A 21,234-nucleotide genomic window follows, 5' to 3' on the forward strand; every position below is an offset into this window, starting at 1 on the left:
GTTAATACCCAAGCTTAAACACCTGCCATTCTACTATTAACAATATTAGAACTATTATTATTGCTATATTCTTTAAACTTGTATTTATATAAGATATAAAACTTTCCTTATTATTATTTAATTGTTCATTTTCGTTTATTACATAGTCATAATATTGAAAATCCTCTTTATTATCCCTAAGATTTATTTTTAGAATGTTATCCACAAGTACAGGGAAAGCAGGGGTTACAACCATATCAGTGTTAGTCCAATCTAAAGATGAGTATATATTTCCTTTATTATCTGCCGCCATAATAGCTTTATCATCTATACACATTAAAGATTTTACATTTTTATTCACTATTTCAATTCCTTCTCCATAAACTTTTAAGTTTTCCATTCCTTGTGTAATTTTATTTTTACATATACTTACATATCCTTTAATTTTATTATTTGAGATCATATCCTTTGGAGTATTAACCCACCAAATTTTTGCATCTTTTGGTGCATCCTTTACTTCTTTGCACATAATATAAAAGTCAAACTTTTCTTTATTAAAATCAACCTGTTCTTTTTTTACAACCTCTATATTAGGCATAATTTTCAAAGCCTTTTCTATAAAATAATTTTCTCCTAATAGAAGTATCTTTTTATTATTATTTTTAGATAAATCTAGTGAGTAATTATTATTTTCATAAATCATATCTTTATTTATAATTTGAAAGTTTAACTTTTCTAAATTCCTTGGTGTATTATGGAAAAATACTTTTTTCTCTTCTTTTGGTTTTAAAGTACATTCATTTAGTATAACGTCATTTCCTCTATTATCTTTTAAGGCTATATCAACTTTCTTTTTTAAATCTCCATAATTTTTTACTATACAAAAACTTTTATTTAAACTTTTATCAACTCCGCCATGGATTATACCTATGTCTTCTAGTTTTTCACCTATTTTTATTACCTTATTGTTTTTAAATACATCCTTATCTGTAAATATAATTGTATTTTTACCAAAGCTATTTAAAAAATTATTGCTCTTTTCTAAATCTAAAGGTTTTTTTACAGCTTTTAATTTTTTTATTTCTTTTTCTCCATATGATTTACTTATATTCTCTTTTATTATTTCTGTATTTTCTGTCATATGTACTAAGTTAATTCTTGAATTTTTAGGTAGACTTTTGATATACTCTAAAGCTTTTTCCTTTGCTATTTCCATGCGACTTTTATTTTTTTCTATAGCATTCATGGACATAGAACAATCAAAAGCTAGAATGTATAGATTATCCTTATTCTTTCCTAGAAATATGGGTTCACTAAATGCACAAATTATAAATATACCTATTAAAAGATGTAAAACTAATAAAATATACTTATTAATTTTTCTTTTCTTCACCTTACTTATATCTTCAAAAACTTTTTCCCAAAGTTTTGTACTAGAAACTTTTAGTTCCTTTAATTTTTTATTTTTTAAGTGAATTATAACTATGAGTGATAATGCCAATAATCCAATTAATCTAAGTGGTTTTAAAAACATCATAATTATTCCACCTCAATCGCCTTCATTATAATTTGTACTGGAGAATGAAACTCCTTAGCAAATATATATTTTATACCTCTTTTTTCACATTCATATTTACACTCATTTATAAATTCTCTAGCTTTCTCTTTATATAGTTTTATTTCTTTTTCTCCTATATCTCCTATTTTTTCTTCTCCTGTTTCGCTATCAATAAATTTAATCTTACCTTTTATACTAGGATTTAACTCTTCTTCTGACATCATATGTATAAGAACTACTTTTTCATATTTTCCTTTACTACTTTGTAAAAACTCTTTTATATTTTCACTTAGTAAATCTGTAATTATAAATAATACTCCATTCCTACTATTAGTTGTTCTAATTATATCTTTTAAATTAGTTTCATCTTTAGGTTCAATACTTTCTATATTTTTAACAACTTCATAAAATAATTTTTTACTATTTAAGTTATTTAAATTAAGCTGAATATTCTTATTAAATGAATATAGATTTAGTTTATTTAACTCTTTTAAAGTTATATAGCTTAATCCAATAGCACACATTTTTCCAATATGCCATTTAGTAGGTTTTCCAAAATCCATGGATTTACTACTATCTAAAAGTATTGAAACATTTATTTGCTTCTGTTCTGTAAAAAGTTTAGTATATATTTTTTCAATTCTTCCAAAGGCTTTCCAATCTACATTTCTAATGTTATCTCCCTCATAATAAGGTCTTATACCATAGAAATCGTATGAATTACCAAGAGCTGAGCTTTTATAATTACCAGTTAAACTCCCTGAAATCCTACTTCTTATTAAAATAGATGCTTGTTCAAGTTCACTTAAAAATTTCTCCATTTAATTCACCTTATTTAAAATCTCTGAAATTACATTATCTTCCACAATTTTATCTGACATAGCATTAAAATTTAAAAATAATCTATGCCTTAATGCAGGATATGCCATTTCCTTAATGTCTTCAAAGGATACATTGTATCTTCCATCTATTAATGCTCTTACTTTAGCAGAGAGGATTATAGATTGAATAGCTCTTAGACTTGCCCCACATTTTACATATTTTTTTACAGTTTGAATATCAGTTTTTTCACTATACGTATTCGCAACTATATCTATAGCCATTTTTTTTATAGGTTCTGCTATTAACACTGTTCTGGAAATCTCCCTCATCTTTAATACCTTTTCTCTATCTAATACTTTATTAATTTTTTCATCTATAGAATAATTACTGGTAGTTAAATCCACTATAGTTGATATGGCTTCTATATCAGGAAAATCTATATTTACCTTAAACATAAATCTATCTAATTGAGCTTCTGGTAGGGGATATGTACCTTCTGTTTCCAAAGGATTTTGTGTTGCCAATACAAAAAATGGATTTGGTAATTCATATGTTTTATTTCCCACTGTCACTCTTTTTTCTTCCATTGCTTCTAGTAAAGCACTTTGAGTTTTAGGTGTTGCTCTATTTATCTCATCTGCTAAAATTATAGAACTAAATATAGGTCCTTTTTTAAAAGTAAATTCTATATTTTCATTCTTTTTTCTTATTATTTCTGATCCTACAATATCTGAAGGCATAAGGTCTGGAGTAAATTGTATTCTTGAAAATTCTAAATCTAAAACTTTTCCTATAGTCTTTACTAGTTGAGTCTTCCCAAGACCTGGCATTCCTTCTAATAGAACATTTCCTCCCGCAATTACTCCTATAAGAAGATTTTTTATAACTTCATCCTGCCCTATTATTCCTTTTTTTATTTCTTCTTCTACAGCTATGTAACTATCACAAAAATTTTTTATGCCAATTTGATCCAATTCTAATTCCTCCTATTATTTAATTCTTTAAAATATTCTATTACAATATCTTCTTTATCTATTGGAATTTCATATTTTAGTATATAATCCATGCCTTGTTTTTTATATTCAAGCCATTTATTTTTCATATACTGCCTTTCACCTATTTCTCCAGTTACTTCTTCAATACTTTTATTGGTTAGCTTTCCTTCTTTGTTTACCTTAGATTTTAAATTTGATATATTGCCTTTTGCTCCTTGTTTTGTTTCTTTATCATATCTTCCTATAGTGCCATTATTAGCACTTTCTTTTACTTCCTTATTATTTCCTGTCTTACTTCCGCCAACTGCATTATTATCTTCACTTTTACTGTTTCCTTCACCTTTTATTTTTTCTTGAATTCCACCATTTTTTGAACTTTCTCCATATTTATGTGAACTTTCTTTTTCTCCCATAGAAAAATCCTTTGATTTTTTATCTCCTTGTCCATTTTCAAAATTCTTTTCATCTTTTTTTGCAGTAAGTTTTTCTTTTGAATTTCTAAATTCTGATGCAAATTTAATTTCATCCTTTTGATTTTTTATAGACTTTATTAAATCTTTTGTAGTTAAATCTTCTTTACTAAGTTCTTTTTGAATTTTATCTTTAAATTCTTTGCTACTTGAAAATTCTTTATTGCTTTTTAGATTATCTAAAATTTTCTTTTTATCCTCTTTTGATATGCTAAAATTATTTTCTTTTAATATGCTATCATCTATTATTCCATCTTTTAATTTATTGTTTAAATCCGTATTCTCTATATCTGTACCTTTAAATAATGAAGAAACTCGTTGTAAATTTTTATTGTATTTTTTTTCTTTTATATAATTTAATTTTTCTTCAGCTTTTGCTATTTGTTTTAATGCTTTATCGTATTCATAGGTTTTATTTAATTCTTTATTTAGCTTTTTTATAACCTTTGAAACTTCTTCTTTTGTCTCCTTATCTTTAATATTTTCAACAATATCTTTCTTTTCTTCTTTTATTTTAGATACTTCTTTTTTTATATTTTTATTTATAGATTCTTTTTCTAAAGCCATTTCTCTTGAAAATGATGGAATGAAGTAAGTTCCTATAGCTAAAACTACAATTATGAAAGCTACCAATATTTTTTTAGGTCTTATATCCATCCTATATTTCTTTATTAAATCAAATTCTTGTAGTTTGTCCTCTAAATCATTCCTAAAAATCTGAAAAACTTCACTTTTATCGTTTCTACTATTAAATTCAATATAAGTTAATAATTTTTCTTTTAATCCTAATTTATCTCCTAATCTAGCCGCTTCATCTAGGGATGGCTTTTTTATTATAGTTTTTAAAAGTGTTGCTATAAATAAAATAAAACTTATATAAAATAGCTTTTCTTTTAAGTAGAATATTAGTGTAAAATGGCTATACAATACTAATACAAAAATACCTATAGAAGACATTAATAATACATTAATTAAATTTTTTAGTAATCGTTCAAGCCATAGCTTTCTTAATATTTTTTTTAAAATCTGTTCAATTGTTTTCCATTCCAATACTATGGCCTCCTATTTTTTTTATAACTACTAAATTTATAAGTGCACATATTGTCCAAAAACAAATTCCCCATATTATAGGGGTTATACCCATTTGAGTATACTCTGTTATCTCCATATTTATAAACCCTGATATACTCATTAAAGGGTTTATAAAAAATATCTTAGGTATATCTTTATCATATATGGTAGTTATAACTATTTGAGCATACTTATAGTAAATATATAAAAAAGCAAAGCTGAATATATTTATAAAAGTTACGCTAAAGTTAACTATAAAGCTTGAATACTTTTCTGTTATATCAATAATATTTAATAAATGTTTAAAACTAATTATGGCAAGTCCATAAATAGTTTGTAAAATTAAAGGATAAGTAAAATTTAAACTTTCTACATTACCAGATATAAATATAATTAATATTAAGGGTATGTTAGAAATAACAAGTATTATTGTTTTAATAATATTTCCCAATAAATTTTCGAAACTTATATTTTTTTCTACTTTAAAATGGACTATAGAAAAAGAAAATACAATTAACTGAAATATATAAAAATACATATACGTATTTTTATATATTTCAAAATTAATTCCCTCTACTCTAAAAGGCACCATAAACAAATAAGCTAATAAAGCTAATATATTCATAAAAATATAAGTTAACATTATAAATCCATCATCTATGTATATATTTTTTAAATTTTTTTTCATAAATATCCCACCTTAGTTTAAAGCTCCTTTTACATATATACTAGGAATTATTAATCTTCCTTTTCCTTTTACTCTTAAATTTAAAACCTTTCCATGTAAGTCTTTTATATTATTTAAAAGTAATTTATCTAACTTCTCATATTTATTAGTTTCATAGTTAAACCTCTCCACATAAAAATTTCCATCTTTAAAAGAATCACTTAATTGGATTTCATTTAATTTCACATTTTTAGGAAGTACATAGTATAAATTTATACTTTCCTTCTGCTTAAAAGTGTATTCTCTTATATCATTCTCACTATCCTTTATTTCTTTTTTTATTATAGGTTTTATAAATCCATAAGGTATATTAATTTCTTTTGATAATAATTCAATCTCTATTGGTGCTATCTCCATATTTATAGAGTTTATTTTTCTTTCTTTGTTATTAATTTTCTCATATACCTTTCTATTACTAAAGCCTATTAATCTACAATTAAACTTTTCTGTATTAGGTAAATTAAAATAGTATTTTAGAAATTCTTGTTTATCTTTATCTGATATTTCTTTTTCTATTGAACTTAAGTATTCGTAATCACCTCTTCCTTTTAAATTATTATCTAATTCATAATTTAACTCTAAAGCTTCTCCAGACTTCATATTGCCTATTTTCACTAAATTATCACCAGCTATTAAAATACAATCTTTTAATTCATAAGGAAACGGATTTTTTATTTCTCCTTTTAAATGATTATTTTCTAATTTTAATTTATTATTTATAGGTTTTTCTAAATTATGTAACGATACATTGTATAAATAATTGGTTTCCTTAGGATTTTTATATATAATTTTTTTATCTATTGGATCCAAGGTATATTTTCCTGTTCCTTGTTGTGACATAAATTGCCAACTATCTGATGATAATGACACATCTTTTTTACTTGGATATACATTAGTTAATGATTTACTAATACAATTTTTATTAAAATATTCATTCAGCGAAGCCATTGTTATTTTTTGATTTCCAGCTCCTTCAATGAAATATACTACAGAACTTACTATTGAAAAAATTATAATTATTCCTATCCATATGTACATGCTACTCTTTTTTAATAAAACTATAGTTGTCAAACATACTAAATAAACAATTAAAACAGCCATTAGAAAATAAATTATATTCTTATTTACTTTAAGCATATTATTGGCAGAACCTTTAAGTTGTTCGGCTTTAGTAGCCTCTTTTTTTAAATCTATATTGGCTGTTAAAGAGTATAAATTTTCATTATTAATGTTTTGTGTAATAATCTCATCAATTTTAGACATATTGTTTTTATCACTTAACTCAAAATTTATAGGAATAATTGACCCTTTATCTACATATGTTATTTTTTTTATATTTTCAAATGGTCCTTTCAAATTCTTGTAAGCATTTTTTCCTTTTCCTATAAATATAATTCCACCATGCTTTAGCCATTTATCCAAGGCATCTTTACTATCATTTGATAAACTTTCAAAATTAAAATCGTCTAAAATTATAAAATTCAAATTTTTTAAAAGTTCAAAACTTAATTCTTTATCTTTTAAACTAATAGTTTCACTACTATTTATATCTAATGAATTTACCTTCAAATTTTTCATATAGTTATAGTTATTTTCACTATCACTAAAAATTCCTATAAATAATGAATTGGATTCATGTACTGTCAGTGGAATTTTTTTTTCTTTAACTACCTTATTATTTTCTTCTACTGATATCTTCATTTCTTTTACTCCATTTTTTACTGGTACTAAAAAGGTATATTTATTTGATACTCCTGAAGAAATTTTTATATGGTGTTCATACTTCTCTTTTGAAATATACAAACATAACTTTCCTTCTATATTTTCTTTTGATTCAATATTTATATCTATAGGTACTACGTTACCTAGCTTAGCTTTACTATCTAAGTTGCTATTTGCATTAATAATTAAATCTTTAGCATAAACATTATTGAAATTTGCTAAAACACTTACTATACATGACAATACAAAAATACATATTTTTTTATATTTTAGTTTCATATTTTCACATCCTAAATAACTATTGAATAAATGGCACTGATATAATATTTTCCTCTGCTACTACTGCTCCAAAATAACTTTTTATACTCTCTGATTTTTTTACTAAAATATTTAAAGCATCTCTTACACTTGATTCATTATTACCTGTTATAAGCCATACTGGAACTATGCTTCCCATACCTGCTGAAGTTGCGTAGATAGCTCCTCCTTTATCAAAGCTTTTTATAGTTTTACCAGTATTATCTAATGCATTTAATTTTCCATCCTTAAATTCTACATAAACACCTTCAAGTTTATTTTTCCAATTCATATCTTTAAGTCTTTTACTATCTTTAGCTAATTCATTCCAAGTTCCAAGTAATATATGATACTTGTCTGGTTTTTCTATATTGCTTGCATTGTATGGTACTACATCTATAGATTTGACACCCTTGTCCATTAAAGATTTTTTCAATGCTTCAGCATCCTTTTTAAACTTTTCTGTATACATCACTACAGTTCCTGGATTTTTCCCCCCAAATCCATTTCTAAAAGGTTCTGGATAAGATCCTATAACCGCTGGTATAAACATTGTTGTAGCCCATTCATGATAATCCCACCAAATAGTATCTCCATCTACAGGTCTGTATTCTGCCACTCCTATTGGTGCAAGTATCCCATTTACCCAATAAAACCAGTCTTCTTTTTTTCTATCTGCCCCACTAAAGAAAGTATATTTAGATTCTAACCCATTTATAGCATTTACAAAGCCTCCCCCATACGCAGTTTGTATATCTAGATTTCTAAAGAGCACCTCCATACCAACTTCATCTTTTACTAATCCCACATTATTAGAGAACATTTTACTATGTCCAAAATCTTTTGTTACAACTAAATCTATGTTATATGGACTTTTTATGTCTCCACTTGCTTTTAAGTCTTGAGAATTTTGTGTAGCTGGTCTTCCTTCTTGATATTTTATTTCACCCTGAACTGGTCCTTTATACCCTTCATATATATTAGTATCATCTCTTTTTTCATTTTTATCTTTTGTTACATTGTCCACTACATCTGTTTTAGTATTTTTGTTTGTTATAACTCTAGTTTTTTGTTCATTCTTTCCACATCCTAAAGAAAAAAGAATTAATACAATACATATAAGTCCTAATATCCTTTTTTTAAACATATAGTACACCTCATTTTTATATATTAAAAAACTCTTAACTTCCATGGAAGTTAAGAGTTTTTATTTATCACCAATATAGCAAAATATGCTTTGTTTTAAAATGATACTTAACTTTCCCTGGAAGCTGCATCTTAAATATAAAGCAGGTCTCCTGACTTATGGTTCATCATTTATTTCCACCTTCTCGAGAATATCTCAATGGCTTATGGAATAAACTTACCAATTACAGTGGCCGGACCGTGGAGGATTCTAACCCCCTTCCCTTTTAACCCCAAAAATGGGTAACTCTATAAATTTTAATATTCTATTATTATTTAATTAACATTATATATCTATATTATCATATTTTCAATACATGAGGTATGTTTTTATTATTTTGTTATTTTTATATTGACTTATGTATTTTAAAATGATATACTTTATTCATAAGTTAATAGTAAATGAAATTTAGGTGTCCACTTTGTAAAAATGATGGATGAAAAGGGAATGTGGTTCAATTCCACAGCAGCCCCCGCTACTGTAATAGATGACAAGCCTTTAGTAACCACTCTTTAAAAGGAGGAAGGTAAAGGTTAGAATGATTCTTAAGCCAGGAGACCTGCCTAGATTGTTAAAATCCTCTTTCGGTGGGAAAGTTGTGGTAGTTTTGTGTGCTATAAGATTATTAATTTCAAAATAATTATCTTATTATACTAAAAAGCAACCCTTTCCATAGGGTTGCTTTTTTAATAAATTAATATTGCCAAACCACAAACTCTTCTCTTACTGTTAAATGATCGGACCTTCCAAGCACTGTAGTCTTTTAATATCGTAAGAGTAAGAGTTGTTTTTTTGATAATAAGCTGTATTTAATAAAAATAGACTTAAACCGAAACCGCCTTTCTATTATTTATTACTCTACAGCTTATTTTTTATTGAATTTTTAAAACATAAGTATAATATATTATATTTATTATTTGATAAAATACCAATATGGCTGCAAATAAATTTAATAAATTATTTTTATACATTTTGTTTTTCACTAATATATAAAAATATGGTATAGCCATTATAATACTAATAGCTAATAATATTATTCTAAAAATAGATCCTACATCAAAACTTCTACTTACAATTGTTATTAGAGTAACTAATACAAACAATATATTTAAATTTGATTGATTATTCTTCATAATGAACTCCTCTTATAACTATTTTAAAAATCCTTTTAGTATAGTATCCTCAGCTTCTTTTTCATTAAGTCCTAAAGACATTAACTTTATAAGTTGATCATTTGCTATTTTACCAATAGCCGCTTCATGTATGAGCTCTGCCTCATTATGTTTTGCTAATATAGCAGGAATTGATTCAACCTTAGAATTTCCCATTATAATTGAGTCACATTGTACATGAGCTCTACATTTGTTTTCTCCTACAACATTAAATTTAAATTTTTGCTTTGAATCGTCTTTTGCAACAGAACGTGAAATTACTTGTGCTGTTGAATCTTCCTCTTTTAGTTCTATTTGAATGTCAGATTCTGCATTTTGTTTTCCCTCTGTCATCATTCTTTCTGTAATAACTAAATTAGCTTCTTTTTGTAAATATATTTCTGTTTCTCTTTTTGTATCATCTACACCTTTAATTTGTATTATTTCCATTTCAACTTTTCCACCTTCTTCTACATGAAGAATGGTTTTTGAATTGAAAACTTTTTTTCCTTTTCCTTCTCCTTCAGCATAATGTTTTTCACTATACTTCAATTTTGCACCTTTTCTTACAAAAAACTCATGTACTCCATCATGTTGAGTTTTTGAATGTCCTGGATTATGTATTCCACATCCTGCCACTACCTCAACCTCTGATCCTTCTCCTATTTCAAAGGTATTATATACCTCATCATTAAGACCTTCTTGAGTTAAAATAACCGGTATATGTACACTTTCTCCTTTAGTGCCAGGACTTACAATAATATCTATTCCATTTTTATCTTCTTTATTTTTTATATGTATATTTTTAGAAGTACTTCTTTCTAATTTTTCTCCATCTTTTCTTATATTATGGGCCCCAGAAAATATTTCTTTTACATTATCTATAACATTTAATATTTTCTCTTCTACTGATCCTAACATATTAATTTCTCCTTTCACAGACAGCATTACAACCACATTCCGAACCAAAAGTTACTTTAGATAGTATTTCATCTTGTGAAGTTTTATTTTCTATTTTACCATCTGATATTATAATTACTTCATCCGCTAATTGAATTATTCTTTCTTGGTGAGAAATTATAACTAGGGTTAATCTTTTTTCTTCATTAAGATTTTTAAAAGTTTCTACTAGCTTCTGAAAACTCCATAGGTCAATTCCTGCCTCTGGTTCATCAAAAACTGCTAATTTTAAATCCCTAACTAAAATCGTAGCTATTTCTATTCTTTTTAATTCTCCTCCAGAAAGGCTATTGTTTATTTCCCTGTTTAGATAATCCTGTGGACAAAGTCCAACATCTAAAAGCACTTTACAAAGATCTAAATCTTTCTCTCCATCTACCTTTGTAGCTATCTCTAATAATTCCTTTACCTTTATACCTTTAAATCTAGCTGGTTGTTGAAAAGCATAGCCCATTCCTAGTTTTGCTCTTTCATTTATATCTAAATTTGTTATATCTTCTTCATAAAAAATTATTTTTCCAGATGTTGGCTTCCTTATGCCCATAAGTAATTTTGAAAGAGTAGTTTTTCCCCCTCCATTAGGACCTGTTATTACATAAATTTTACCCTCTTCAAGTTTTAGGTTTATATCATCTAATATTGTAATTTTTTCTCCATTTTCTTCTACCTTTAAACCTACATTTTGAATTTCTAACATAGTCTCTATCCCTTCTTATTAAAATTATTGCAGTCAATTAAGATTTTACCATATTTATATTATTAAAAAAAGATTAAAAGCATATATTAGATAAAAACCTTCTAAAGTCTTTATCTTTATATATGCTCTTTATATTAGTTGTTTTGACTTATTATTCCAAATTCAAACCCCTGACTTTTTAGATGCTCTATTAATTCTGGTAAGGATTCAACTGTAGTTTTTTTAGTAGCTGAATCATGCATTAATATAACTAAATGATTGTGATTTGCCATATCCCTTTTTACATTATTTAATAATTCTTCTTTAGGTACATTTAATCTTCTTGCATCACCATTTTCTATATTCCAATCTATATGTTTAAAGCCAGCCTTCAAAAGTTCATTTTCATAACTTTTATGGTTAAAAGATCCACCTGGGAATCTTACTAAATTAGTTTTGAAGTCTTGTCCTAAAACTCTTCTTATTGAATCATCGCATTTTTTAACATCTTGTACAAAGCTTTGTGGTGTATAGTTACCAAAATATTTTATATTATGATTATAGGTATGATTACCTATAGCATGTCCCTCTTCTACTTCTCTTTTTAAATACTGAGAATATGAATCTACAGAAGTTCCTAATACAAAGAAGGTGGATTTTATATTATATTTTTTAAGTATATCTAATATTTGTGGAGTATACTCACTTGGACCATCATCAAAGGTTAAAAATGCAATTTTCTTTTTATCTTCATTCTTCCATATTTCATCAACAGTCATAACTATAGTGTTGTTTTCATTTCTCTTAAGACCATCTTGTCCAACAATTATACCCTTGTCCACTTTTTTATCATTCTTAGATATATTCTCTTTTTTCTCCACTTTAATTTCTTCTTTTTTCTCTTCTTTTTCAAGTTTTTCATCATTATTTTTCTTTTTATCTGCTATAGTTTCTTCTTGAGGTTTTTCATTGTGGGATAAAATCTTTTTCTTATCAATAGAATTTTTAATCCACATACCACTTGCAAATATAAGTAAAATAGCAAGTAAAAATGCAGTTCTTTTTCTTCTTTTTATTCTACTTTTTCTCCTGTTATCTGAGTATAAATTTCTACCATAATCTTTATCTTGCTTCATATTACATCACCCTTGCCTTTAATACTTTTTAATATCTTACTATTATTCTACTACATTTTATCCTAAAAGTATTTACAAATCTATAACAAAAGTGTTACATATCTATTTTCTTATCCTTATTACTGTATTTCTCTTATTATATCTTTCCAATACTTCTATAAAATTTTCACCAAAAAACTTTGCAAAAATGATATTACCTAAAGCATGAAGAGTATCATGAGAAAAACTTAAAATACTTCCCATTAATATAGTTTTAATGGTAACAGGAGTAATAAACTCCAGAATATACCACTGATTTAGTATAAATCCATATATATATCCCCAAATCCCACATAAAATTACAAAAGCTTTTATACCTTTTTTCTCTATTTTTCCTCTAAAAATTCCAAAAAATAATCCACATAATCCCCATCCAATCATTTGCCATGGTGTCCATGGACCGTGACCTATAAAAAAATTAGATATAAACGCACTCATAGCCCCTACTATAAATCCATTTATTCCTCCTAGTGTATAACCACTAACAGCACAGATAAATGTTACTGGTTGTACACCTGGAATAGCTGTAAATGGCACTCTTAATATTCCTGCTAAAGTAGACATAGTTGCAACTATAGCTAAAGTTTTAGAGTCAATTTCTTTACTTTCGAATAAAAAAACAACAAGAAAAATAAGGGCTATAGCTAATATTTGTATAACTCTTTCTATTCTTATATTAAAGTAAGTCATAACTATTACTGATACTAAATAGATAATTATTAATATATAAGACATTTTATTTTTTTTCATTTAAATCACCTTCAAAAGCTCTATAGCCCTTTTTGAGCTTATAATATTACATTTATTTTTAAATATTTTTGAGATTTGTGGTGAATAATACATGGAATTATATAGTATATCTCTTGCACAGCCCTTAGCTACTATTTCACCATTAAACATAAGCATTACAGAATGAGAATAGTCTCCGGCAAAGTCTGAATCGTGAGTAATAACAACTATACTTTTTCCAACTTCCGCTAAAGTCTTAATTATTTCTCCTAAGTTTTCTTTAGCTTCTGCATCCATTCCTCTCGTAGGCTCATCTAAAATTAATATTTCTGGATCTGTTATAATAGTACATGCAATAGCAACCCTTTGCTTTTCTCCTCCACTTAAGTCTCTTGGATTTTTATCTTCTAAATAACTAATATTTAAAAGTTTCATAACCTGTTCTACTTTTTCCTCTTTATACTCTCCTATATTTTTTAAAGTATATCCAACTTCTTCAAATACTGTTTTTCTACCAAAATAATCATTAGGATTTTGTGATAAATATCCTATTTTTTTTATTCTTTCTTTTAATTTTAAACTTTTAATATTCTTATTATCTATTAAAACTTTACCCTTATACTTATCTATCATTCCAGCTATTATTTTAAATAAAGTGCTTTTGCCTGCACCATTCTCCCCCATAACCGTCATAATCTCTCCTCTATGAAGTTTAAAACTTAAATCCTTTAATATTTTATATCCTCTTTCGTATTCAAAATTTAATTTTTCAATTTCCATAACCACTTCTTTAAATTTTAAATCATCTTCTTTTAAATCTTGGAATTTATTATTTCTTATAATATCTCGTCCTTCCTTTACAGTTATAGGTAAAGTTTGTAATCCGGCTTCTTTAAATATGTACGTTATAGTTGGTAGATGATATTTATTTACTATATTTTCAGGTATATTCTTAGGAGTTCCTTGTCCAATAATCTCTCCATTTTCCATAAAAATAATTCTATCTGCCATATGGAAACATTTATCTAGCCTTTGTTCTACAAGTATTATAGTTTTTCCTAAGTCTCTATTTAGTCTTTTTATAGAATTTAATACTTCTTCTGCACTTATGGGATCTAATTGAGATATAGGTTCATCAAATGCTATTATTTGTGGATCCATAGATACTACTGAGGCTATAGCTACTCTTTGTTTTTCTCCCCCAGATATTTCTGTTGTTTGCTTGTCTCTTATTTTATTTAAACCTAAAAGAGATATTACCTCAGAAACATTTCTTTTCATTGTATTTATATCTGTATTAAAATTTTCTAATCCAAAAGCTATTTCCCTTTCCACATCTTGAAGTACAATTTGTTTTTCTGGATGCTGATATACCATTCCTACATTTTCTATTACCTGTTTTTTGTCTAAAAATTCTATATTTCTACCATTTATGGAAACTTCACCTTCTATAGTCCCCCCATAATAATCTGGAACAACTCTATTTAAAAGTCTTATTAAAGTAGATTTACCACAACCTGAAGGTCCTACTATTAGTATAAATTCTCCTTCATTTACAGTTAAATTTATATTCTTTATAGCACTTTGTTTACTATCAGGATAATTAAATGTTAAATTATTTATATTTATTATTTCCAACTTTTCCACCACCAATTTATTATTGAAGGAATAAATAATAGAATACAAAATATTATTCCCTTAATAGATATTAGTTTAAAAGGATTGTCCACTCTTGGATAAAAATTCATATAAAATACTCCTTTATAAGCTAATACCATTATTCCTATGAATGATATTATTAAACTTATCATTAGAATTTTATCTTTTAATTCAAATCTTTCAACAAAATATGAGCTTCTTTTTTTTAAACTACCATATCCCCTTGAATACATAGATTCTGCAATATCTAAGGAATCTTCAAGGCTTGATAAAAATAAAATATTAATTATATTTCCACCATTTTGTATAGTATTTTTCATTTTCTTATCAATTAACATATTTCCCCTAAGCTTTTCTACATCCCTTATATTTTCATAAGATTTCATCATATTGGGAAACATTTTTATAACCATACTCATAAGTAAAGAAGATTTTTTTAAATATCTTGAAAAAAATCCAAAAGTTCTATCCGGATGTATAATTAAATTTCCAAAGCCAAAGGCTAAAGTAATACATATAATTCTTATTCCACTAAATATACCATATATAATAGCTTCTAATGTTATTACTATAGAGCCTAACACTGGAAATCTTATTCTTCCTACATATAGTATTGTACTTCCACTTCTTACTAATAACGGATTTAAAATCACTACAAGTACTGCAAAGGGTAACACTAATTTCCCATATTTAAATAAATCTTTTATAGATTCATCAATATACGATAAAAGTATTAAACTCAAAAGTATTATAAACAAATAAATTGGGTTGTTAACAACTATAAAAGAAATTATGTATGTAAAAATTATAAGTATACTTACTAATGGGTGAAGTTTTTGCAAAAAAGTATTTCTATTTTTGTACGTAAACATCTCTTAAAATCGCCTTTCTATTTTTATATAATCACATAATTCTCTACTTTAGATTATATTATAAATTTATTATCAAAACAACATACCTATTAACTAATAGTTAATAGGTATGCCTTTAATTTTAGAATTTATTATCTACAAGCTATTTTACAGGAATTTCTATAACCTTTGAAATAGAATTCATTTTATCTAAACTATCCCAAACAAAAGCTTTTACAGTATATTCTCCTTCTTTTTGAAGTGATAAATTTACTGTTAGTTTTACATCTTCATCTGCTTTTATATTTTGTTCAACTGCTCCGTAGTTAACAAGTTGTCCATCTTTATTAAATACCCCTACTATTAATGCTGCATCTTTATTTTCTTTGGTTTTATTTATAGCTTTTATTGTTACTTTTGCATCAGAACCTAATTTAAATTCTTTTTTTGTAGTTAAGTTTTCAATTTCAATTTTCTTTTCATCTGAGTTTGGATCAACCTCTTTTTCATCCTTTACTACAACTTTACATTCTGCAAATTTTTGCCCATCTTCCGTTACAACTTTTATAACTACTTCTCCTGATTTTAATCCTCTTACATTTCCTTTATTATCTACTGTTGCTATTTCGTAATTACTACTTGTCCATATTACATTCTTATTTGTTGCATTTTCTGGCGTGATTGTTACAATAAGTTTTATAATACCATTCTCTTCTAATTCTATTAAGCTTTTATCTAGGAATACTTTTTCTATTTTAATTTCCTTTGATTCTTCTGGTTTGTTTTCCGAATCTTTCTTACCTTCAAGATTTTTTATTGCCATTTCTACAACTTTAACTGCATTATCTACCTCTTTCTGAGTCAGTTCATGCTTACTAAGTATTTCCTTACTTTTTGATATAGATTCATTTAATGTCTTTATACTTTTTTCTGTTTTGCCTTCTAAATCTATTTTTTCTGCTTTATTTATTATTTCTTCTAATTTAGTTTTATCTACTCCTAATTTTTGCTTTTCTTTTACTTTTACCTTAATATTTACTTCTGGTTTCCACCTTGTTATTCCCTTTGGTAATTCATAACTTCCTGCAAATATATATTCTCCTGATTTATTTCCGTCATATTCTTTACTTGTCCATGTTACTTCTACATCTTCTTTATCATCATTACTTAGATCTAATGTAATTTCCTTTGGTAATTTTGCTACAACATCTTGTTTATTTGTATTAAAATCTACTTCCATGTCTTTAACTGGAGTAACTCCCCTAATTACTATAGCTTCTTTTTTATCTCCCATATCATAAAGCTTACTTTGTCTTTCTATAAACCTCAAGTATGAAACAAACGCATAGTAACATTGGGTTGTAGCCATCGGATTGCTACAATTATCTCGTTTCCAATGTTTAAATCCTCCATCCTTATTATTTCTATAACTTAGAATATTAGTTACTACATTATAGTTTTCATCTCCAAATTTATTTGATGGATCTAGTGGATCTATATCTAAACTTGTTAAAGCAACTAACACCTGAGCTGCTGATTCAGCATTTTCTTTTCCAGAATCTTTAAATCCGCCATATTCTGTTTGATTTTTTCTTAAATAATCTAAAGCCTTCTCTATAACAGGCTTTACATCATCTCTATTTTTATAAGTAGAAAGTGCCTGTAACGCCATAGCGGTCATATCTATACTAGTAGTTTTACTATCAAAAAGTCCAAATCCTCCATTAGAATTTTGATATCTTTTTACTTCTTCTATAAGTTTATTTCTTGTCCACATTGCATTATCCGGAATCTTATAACTTAAAGAATCTAATGCAATAAGTGCATATGCTGATTCATTTAAACCATTTGAAATATTAGAATTTTGATAAATATTTTTTAATAAATTTTCTCCATTTATATTTTCTACTGATTTTCCTATTGAAGTTAAAGCTATAACTACTTTTTCTATATTTGTTGGCTTTGCTTTAACTGATAAATCATTACCATTTTTCATAGATTGTATTATAGAATTTAAATAATCATCCTTTTGCTCTTCTGCAATAAGATTTTTATCATTTCTAACTAATCCAAGTATATTCCATTCGTCTCCAAAATTATACTCATCTTTTTGTATACTAGGTGTAACTTCTTTAATAGTATTTCTTACTTCTCCATTGACATCACGTGACTTACCTTTAGGTAAAATAGTGACAGTTACTTTTACTGTATTTTTACAATTTTTATCCTTAGATTTAGCTTCAATTTCAACTGTTCCTTCTTTTAAACCTTTTACTGAATTTCCTATTATATCAACTATGCCATCTTTAGATACCTTGTATTCAAATTCTTGATTTGATGCGTCTTTTGGTACAGTTTCTATACCTATTGGTAGTATTTCATCTACTTTAACTTGAATTTTCTCTTTAGTTAATTGTATTTTATCAACTGGTTTTTTCTTTCCATAGAACTTAATTGTCCTAGTAATTTTAAATTCTTTTCCATCTGTCTTTAAGTACGCAGTTACATCTACAGTTCCATCTTTTGTAGGTTTAATATAATCTCCATACCTTCTTTCACGGAATGCAATAGACTCATCATTAAATTTTAATTCTACTTCTCCTTTATAAGTAGCATTTTTAGGTTTTATTTCAAGAACATTTCTTAAATAAATTCCATTATAAGATCCTGGTGCAAAACCCAATTCTTCATATTCAAATTCTTTAGGTACATTAAAACACATTTCTTCAACAGGAACATGTTTAACCTCCACAGGAATTTGTTTTTTTATACCGTCTCTTGGAAAATCTATAACTATAGTTGTAGTTCCTACCATTTCACTAATTATTATACCTGTGACATCTTCATCATAATTATATAAATGGATAATAGAATTTTTATCTCCTCTATCGCCATGAGTATTATCATTTCTTTCATTTAAAGTATAATATTCAAATATGGAACGATCTACACCTACATAATCATTTTTACCTTCAAATTTAGCCTTTAGTCCTAATGTAAGGTTTTGCTTTCCTTTAATAGGAATTTTATCATTAACTTCCTTATCAGCAACATAAACCTTAATATCCTCCATCTTAGGAATATCTTTTACTTTAAGATTAATTGTTACTATAGCAGGATCACTATTATAATTAATATCGTTGGTAAATTTTAATTGAATAGTTGTGTATCCAATTCCTTTTAAATACAAATTACCATCTCTCATGATTGTAGAAGCTACAGTTTCTCTTTTGTTAGGATCAAAAACCCAATATGTTGCATTTCCATCTTTCAATTCTGGTTTTCCTTCTAAACAGAATCTTCCTCCACCTTGGGATAAATCTAATTCAATACTATTACTAGCATCCAAATTTATTCTTCGTTTATCTATTGTTTCATAATAAACCACATATTTTTTCTCTAATTTATCTAACCAGTTTTCTATGTTCTTTACTGCTTGATCAATTTGTTCTTGTGTAGCATTGGAATTGCTATACACTGATTTTGCATCACTTAAAATCTTTTGTTTTCCTGCTATACTTTTTGGTTTAAATTCATCTTCATGAATATTTTCCACTTTTTCAATAGCTATTTTTAAAGCACTTTTATCCATATTAGAAAGAAGGGACATTGTCGAATTTAAGTTTTTCAAAGCATCATCTACATCTTTTCTTGAAGATACTTTATTTTTATACACTTCCTTTGCTTTTTTTAGGGCATTTTGAAAATTAGTCCAACTATCATCAGATAAAGATCCCTTTTCTAGTTTCTCTGCTTTAACAATTACCTCTTTTAAGTTACCTATATCTACAAGTTCAGCAACAACCTTTTTCAATCCTTCTGCACATATATCAACTTCCAATTGATTCTGAAACTTATCATCTTCAGATTTTATATAATCTATATAAAATTCAACTTTTTCATAACTACCTTTTGTGTAATTTTCTTTATTAAGTGTTTGCGCTTTTTTTAATATTTTATCAAGCTCTGTTTTATTAAATTCTTTTTTTTCTGGATTTTCAACAATAGGTGTTAATATACCTATTTGCTTATTTATTTCTTCTTTTCCTATATTTTTATTTTCTTTTCCTAATAAACTTTCGGATTCTTTTATAGTATCTTGTAATTTTTTAATATATTCTTCTTTATAATATTGTCTTTCATTTAAGTATTTTTTTCCTTCTATTATTAGCTTCTCTAGTCCAGAAACATCCACATAGCTGGGATCATCTGTTACAATTTTTATTTTCACTTTTTTAATTACATTTTTAGGTTCAACATATTCTGCAAATTCATCATCTGAAATACCATATACTATTTCTGTATCCCAAACTTTTTTATGCAAAATAACTGATGTACATCTTGTATTTTTATCGGTATCTTCATCTTCATCATAATCTTCATATTCTTCTAATAAAATAGCTTCAAAATTAGATACTCCTGTTTCAGCCCATATCCCATACTTCCCTTTTGGAATGTTTTTATTGCCTATGTATTTTAATACTCCATTTCCATCTTTAATATCCTTGAAATTAACTATAATTTCTCCATTTTCATCTTCTTTTATTTCTTTTCCATCTAACTCCAGTAATATTTTTTCTTTTGATAAGTTTTTATCTACATTTACATTTGGATCTGTTTCAGCAAATACAACATTAAAAAAACATGAAATACTAATCAATATAACCAAAAAACTTGCTATAATTCTCTTATTATTCATATATAATCACATTCCCTTATTTTAAAATTTTATCCTTAGCTTATTAATAAGTTATTTTTATTTCACAGGAATTTCTATAACCTTTGAAATGGAATTCATTCCATTTAAACTATCCCAAACAAAAGCTTTTACAGTATATTCTCCTTTGTTAGGAAGTGGTAAATCTGCTGTTAGATTTACATTTTCATTAGCTTTTATATTTTGTTCAACTGCTCCATAGTTAACAAGTCGTCCATCTTTATTAAATACCCCTACTATTATTGCTACATCTTTATTCTCTTTGGTTTTATTTGTGGCTTTTATTGTTACTTCTGCATCAGATCCTAGTCTAAATTCTTTATATGTAGTTAAAGTTTCAATTTCAATTTCCTTTTTATCTGAGTTCATATCAACCTCTTTTTCAACCTTTACTACAACTTTACATTCTGCAAATTTTTGCCCATCTTCTGTCACAACTTTTATAACTGCTTCTCCTGATTTTAATGCTCTTACATTTCCTTTATTATC

At 26.4% G+C, this 21,234-nt stretch carries 15 protein-coding genes, 1 pseudogene and 2 riboswitches; all 16 genes and pseudogenes read right to left on the reverse strand.

Going from position 1 to position 21,234, the window contains the following annotated elements:
* Position 1: 1 nt before the first annotated feature.
* On the reverse strand, positions 2 to 1,516 hold the full coding sequence (locus B5D21_RS11715) for a vWA domain-containing protein (RefSeq protein ID WP_011099031.1): 1,515 nt from the start codon (positions 1,514 to 1,516) through the stop codon (positions 2 to 4).
* Positions 1,517 to 1,518: 2 nt separating this feature from the next.
* The gene (locus B5D21_RS11720) at positions 1,519 to 2,358 is read right to left on the reverse strand and encodes a DUF58 domain-containing protein (protein ID WP_011099030.1); all 840 of its coding nucleotides are present in this window, start codon (positions 2,356 to 2,358) and stop codon (positions 1,519 to 1,521) included.
* Positions 2,359 to 3,333 (reverse strand): AAA family ATPase, encoded by a 975-nt coding sequence (locus B5D21_RS11725; RefSeq protein ID WP_011099029.1) that lies wholly within the window; start codon positions 3,331 to 3,333, stop codon positions 2,359 to 2,361.
* Between the two features lie 2 nt (positions 3,334 to 3,335).
* Positions 3,336 to 4,874, reverse strand: a complete 1,539-nt coding sequence (locus B5D21_RS11730; protein ID WP_011099028.1) for a hypothetical protein — start codon at positions 4,872 to 4,874, stop codon at positions 3,336 to 3,338.
* The gene (locus tag B5D21_RS11735) at positions 4,855 to 5,583 is read right to left on the reverse strand and encodes a hypothetical protein (RefSeq protein WP_011099027.1); all 729 of its coding nucleotides are present in this window, start codon (positions 5,581 to 5,583) and stop codon (positions 4,855 to 4,857) included. The genes B5D21_RS11730 and B5D21_RS11735 overlap by 20 nt, the downstream gene beginning before the upstream one ends.
* Positions 5,584 to 5,595: 12 nt before the next feature.
* The gene (locus tag B5D21_RS11740; RefSeq protein ID WP_011099026.1) at positions 5,596 to 7,623 is read right to left on the reverse strand and encodes a hypothetical protein; all 2,028 of its coding nucleotides are present in this window, start codon (positions 7,621 to 7,623) and stop codon (positions 5,596 to 5,598) included.
* Positions 7,624 to 7,642: 19 nt separating this feature from the next.
* Entirely contained in the window at positions 7,643 to 8,788 is a 1,146-nt protein-coding gene (locus B5D21_RS11745) for a DUF4430 domain-containing protein (RefSeq protein ID WP_035110281.1), read from the reverse strand.
* Positions 8,789 to 8,912: 124 nt separating this feature from the next.
* A riboswitch (cobalamin riboswitch) is annotated at positions 8,913 to 9,093 on the reverse strand.
* A 127-nt stretch (positions 9,094 to 9,220) separates the two neighbouring features.
* A riboswitch (cobalamin riboswitch) is annotated at positions 9,221 to 9,408 on the forward strand.
* A gap of 291 nt (positions 9,409 to 9,699) precedes the next feature.
* Positions 9,700 to 9,960 (reverse strand): hypothetical protein, encoded by a 261-nt coding sequence (locus B5D21_RS11750; RefSeq protein ID WP_023437598.1) that lies wholly within the window; start codon positions 9,958 to 9,960, stop codon positions 9,700 to 9,702.
* Positions 9,961 to 9,978: 18 nt separating this feature from the next.
* On the reverse strand, positions 9,979 to 10,899 hold the full coding sequence (locus B5D21_RS11755) for a SufB/SufD family protein (RefSeq protein WP_035110282.1): 921 nt from the start codon (positions 10,897 to 10,899) through the stop codon (positions 9,979 to 9,981).
* Between the two features lies 1 nt (position 10,900).
* Positions 10,901 to 11,635 carry an ABC transporter ATP-binding protein gene (locus B5D21_RS11760; protein ID WP_011099023.1) on the reverse strand — a complete coding sequence of 245 codons (735 nt, stop codon included), beginning with the start codon at positions 11,633 to 11,635 and terminating at the stop codon, positions 10,901 to 10,903.
* Between the two features lie 134 nt (positions 11,636 to 11,769).
* The gene (locus B5D21_RS11765) at positions 11,770 to 12,750 is read right to left on the reverse strand and encodes a polysaccharide deacetylase family protein (RefSeq protein ID WP_011099022.1); all 981 of its coding nucleotides are present in this window, start codon (positions 12,748 to 12,750) and stop codon (positions 11,770 to 11,772) included.
* 102 nt (positions 12,751 to 12,852) lie between these two features.
* Positions 12,853 to 13,539 carry an ECF transporter S component gene (locus B5D21_RS11770; protein ID WP_011099021.1) on the reverse strand — a complete coding sequence of 229 codons (687 nt, stop codon included), beginning with the start codon at positions 13,537 to 13,539 and terminating at the stop codon, positions 12,853 to 12,855.
* Positions 13,540 to 15,156, reverse strand: a complete 1,617-nt coding sequence (locus tag B5D21_RS11775; protein WP_035124315.1) for an ABC transporter ATP-binding protein — start codon at positions 15,154 to 15,156, stop codon at positions 13,540 to 13,542.
* Entirely contained in the window at positions 15,147 to 16,049 is a 903-nt protein-coding gene (locus B5D21_RS11780; RefSeq protein WP_011099018.1) for an energy-coupling factor transporter transmembrane component T family protein, read from the reverse strand. Before B5D21_RS11780 ends, B5D21_RS11775 begins: the two co-directional genes overlap by 10 nt.
* 142 nt (positions 16,050 to 16,191) lie before the next feature.
* Positions 16,192 to 20,727, reverse strand: coding sequence for an Ig-like domain-containing protein (locus B5D21_RS11785; RefSeq protein ID WP_011099017.1), 4,536 nt, complete (start codon positions 20,725 to 20,727; stop codon positions 16,192 to 16,194).
* Positions 20,728 to 20,784: 57 nt separating this feature from the next.
* Positions 20,785 to 21,234, reverse strand: a pseudogene (locus tag B5D21_RS14105) (Ig-like domain-containing protein); the annotation flags it as partial.

It is taken from the genome of Clostridium tetani (assembly GCF_900167265.1).
Lineage (GTDB): Bacteria > Bacillota > Clostridia > Clostridiales > Clostridiaceae > Clostridium_G > Clostridium_G tetani.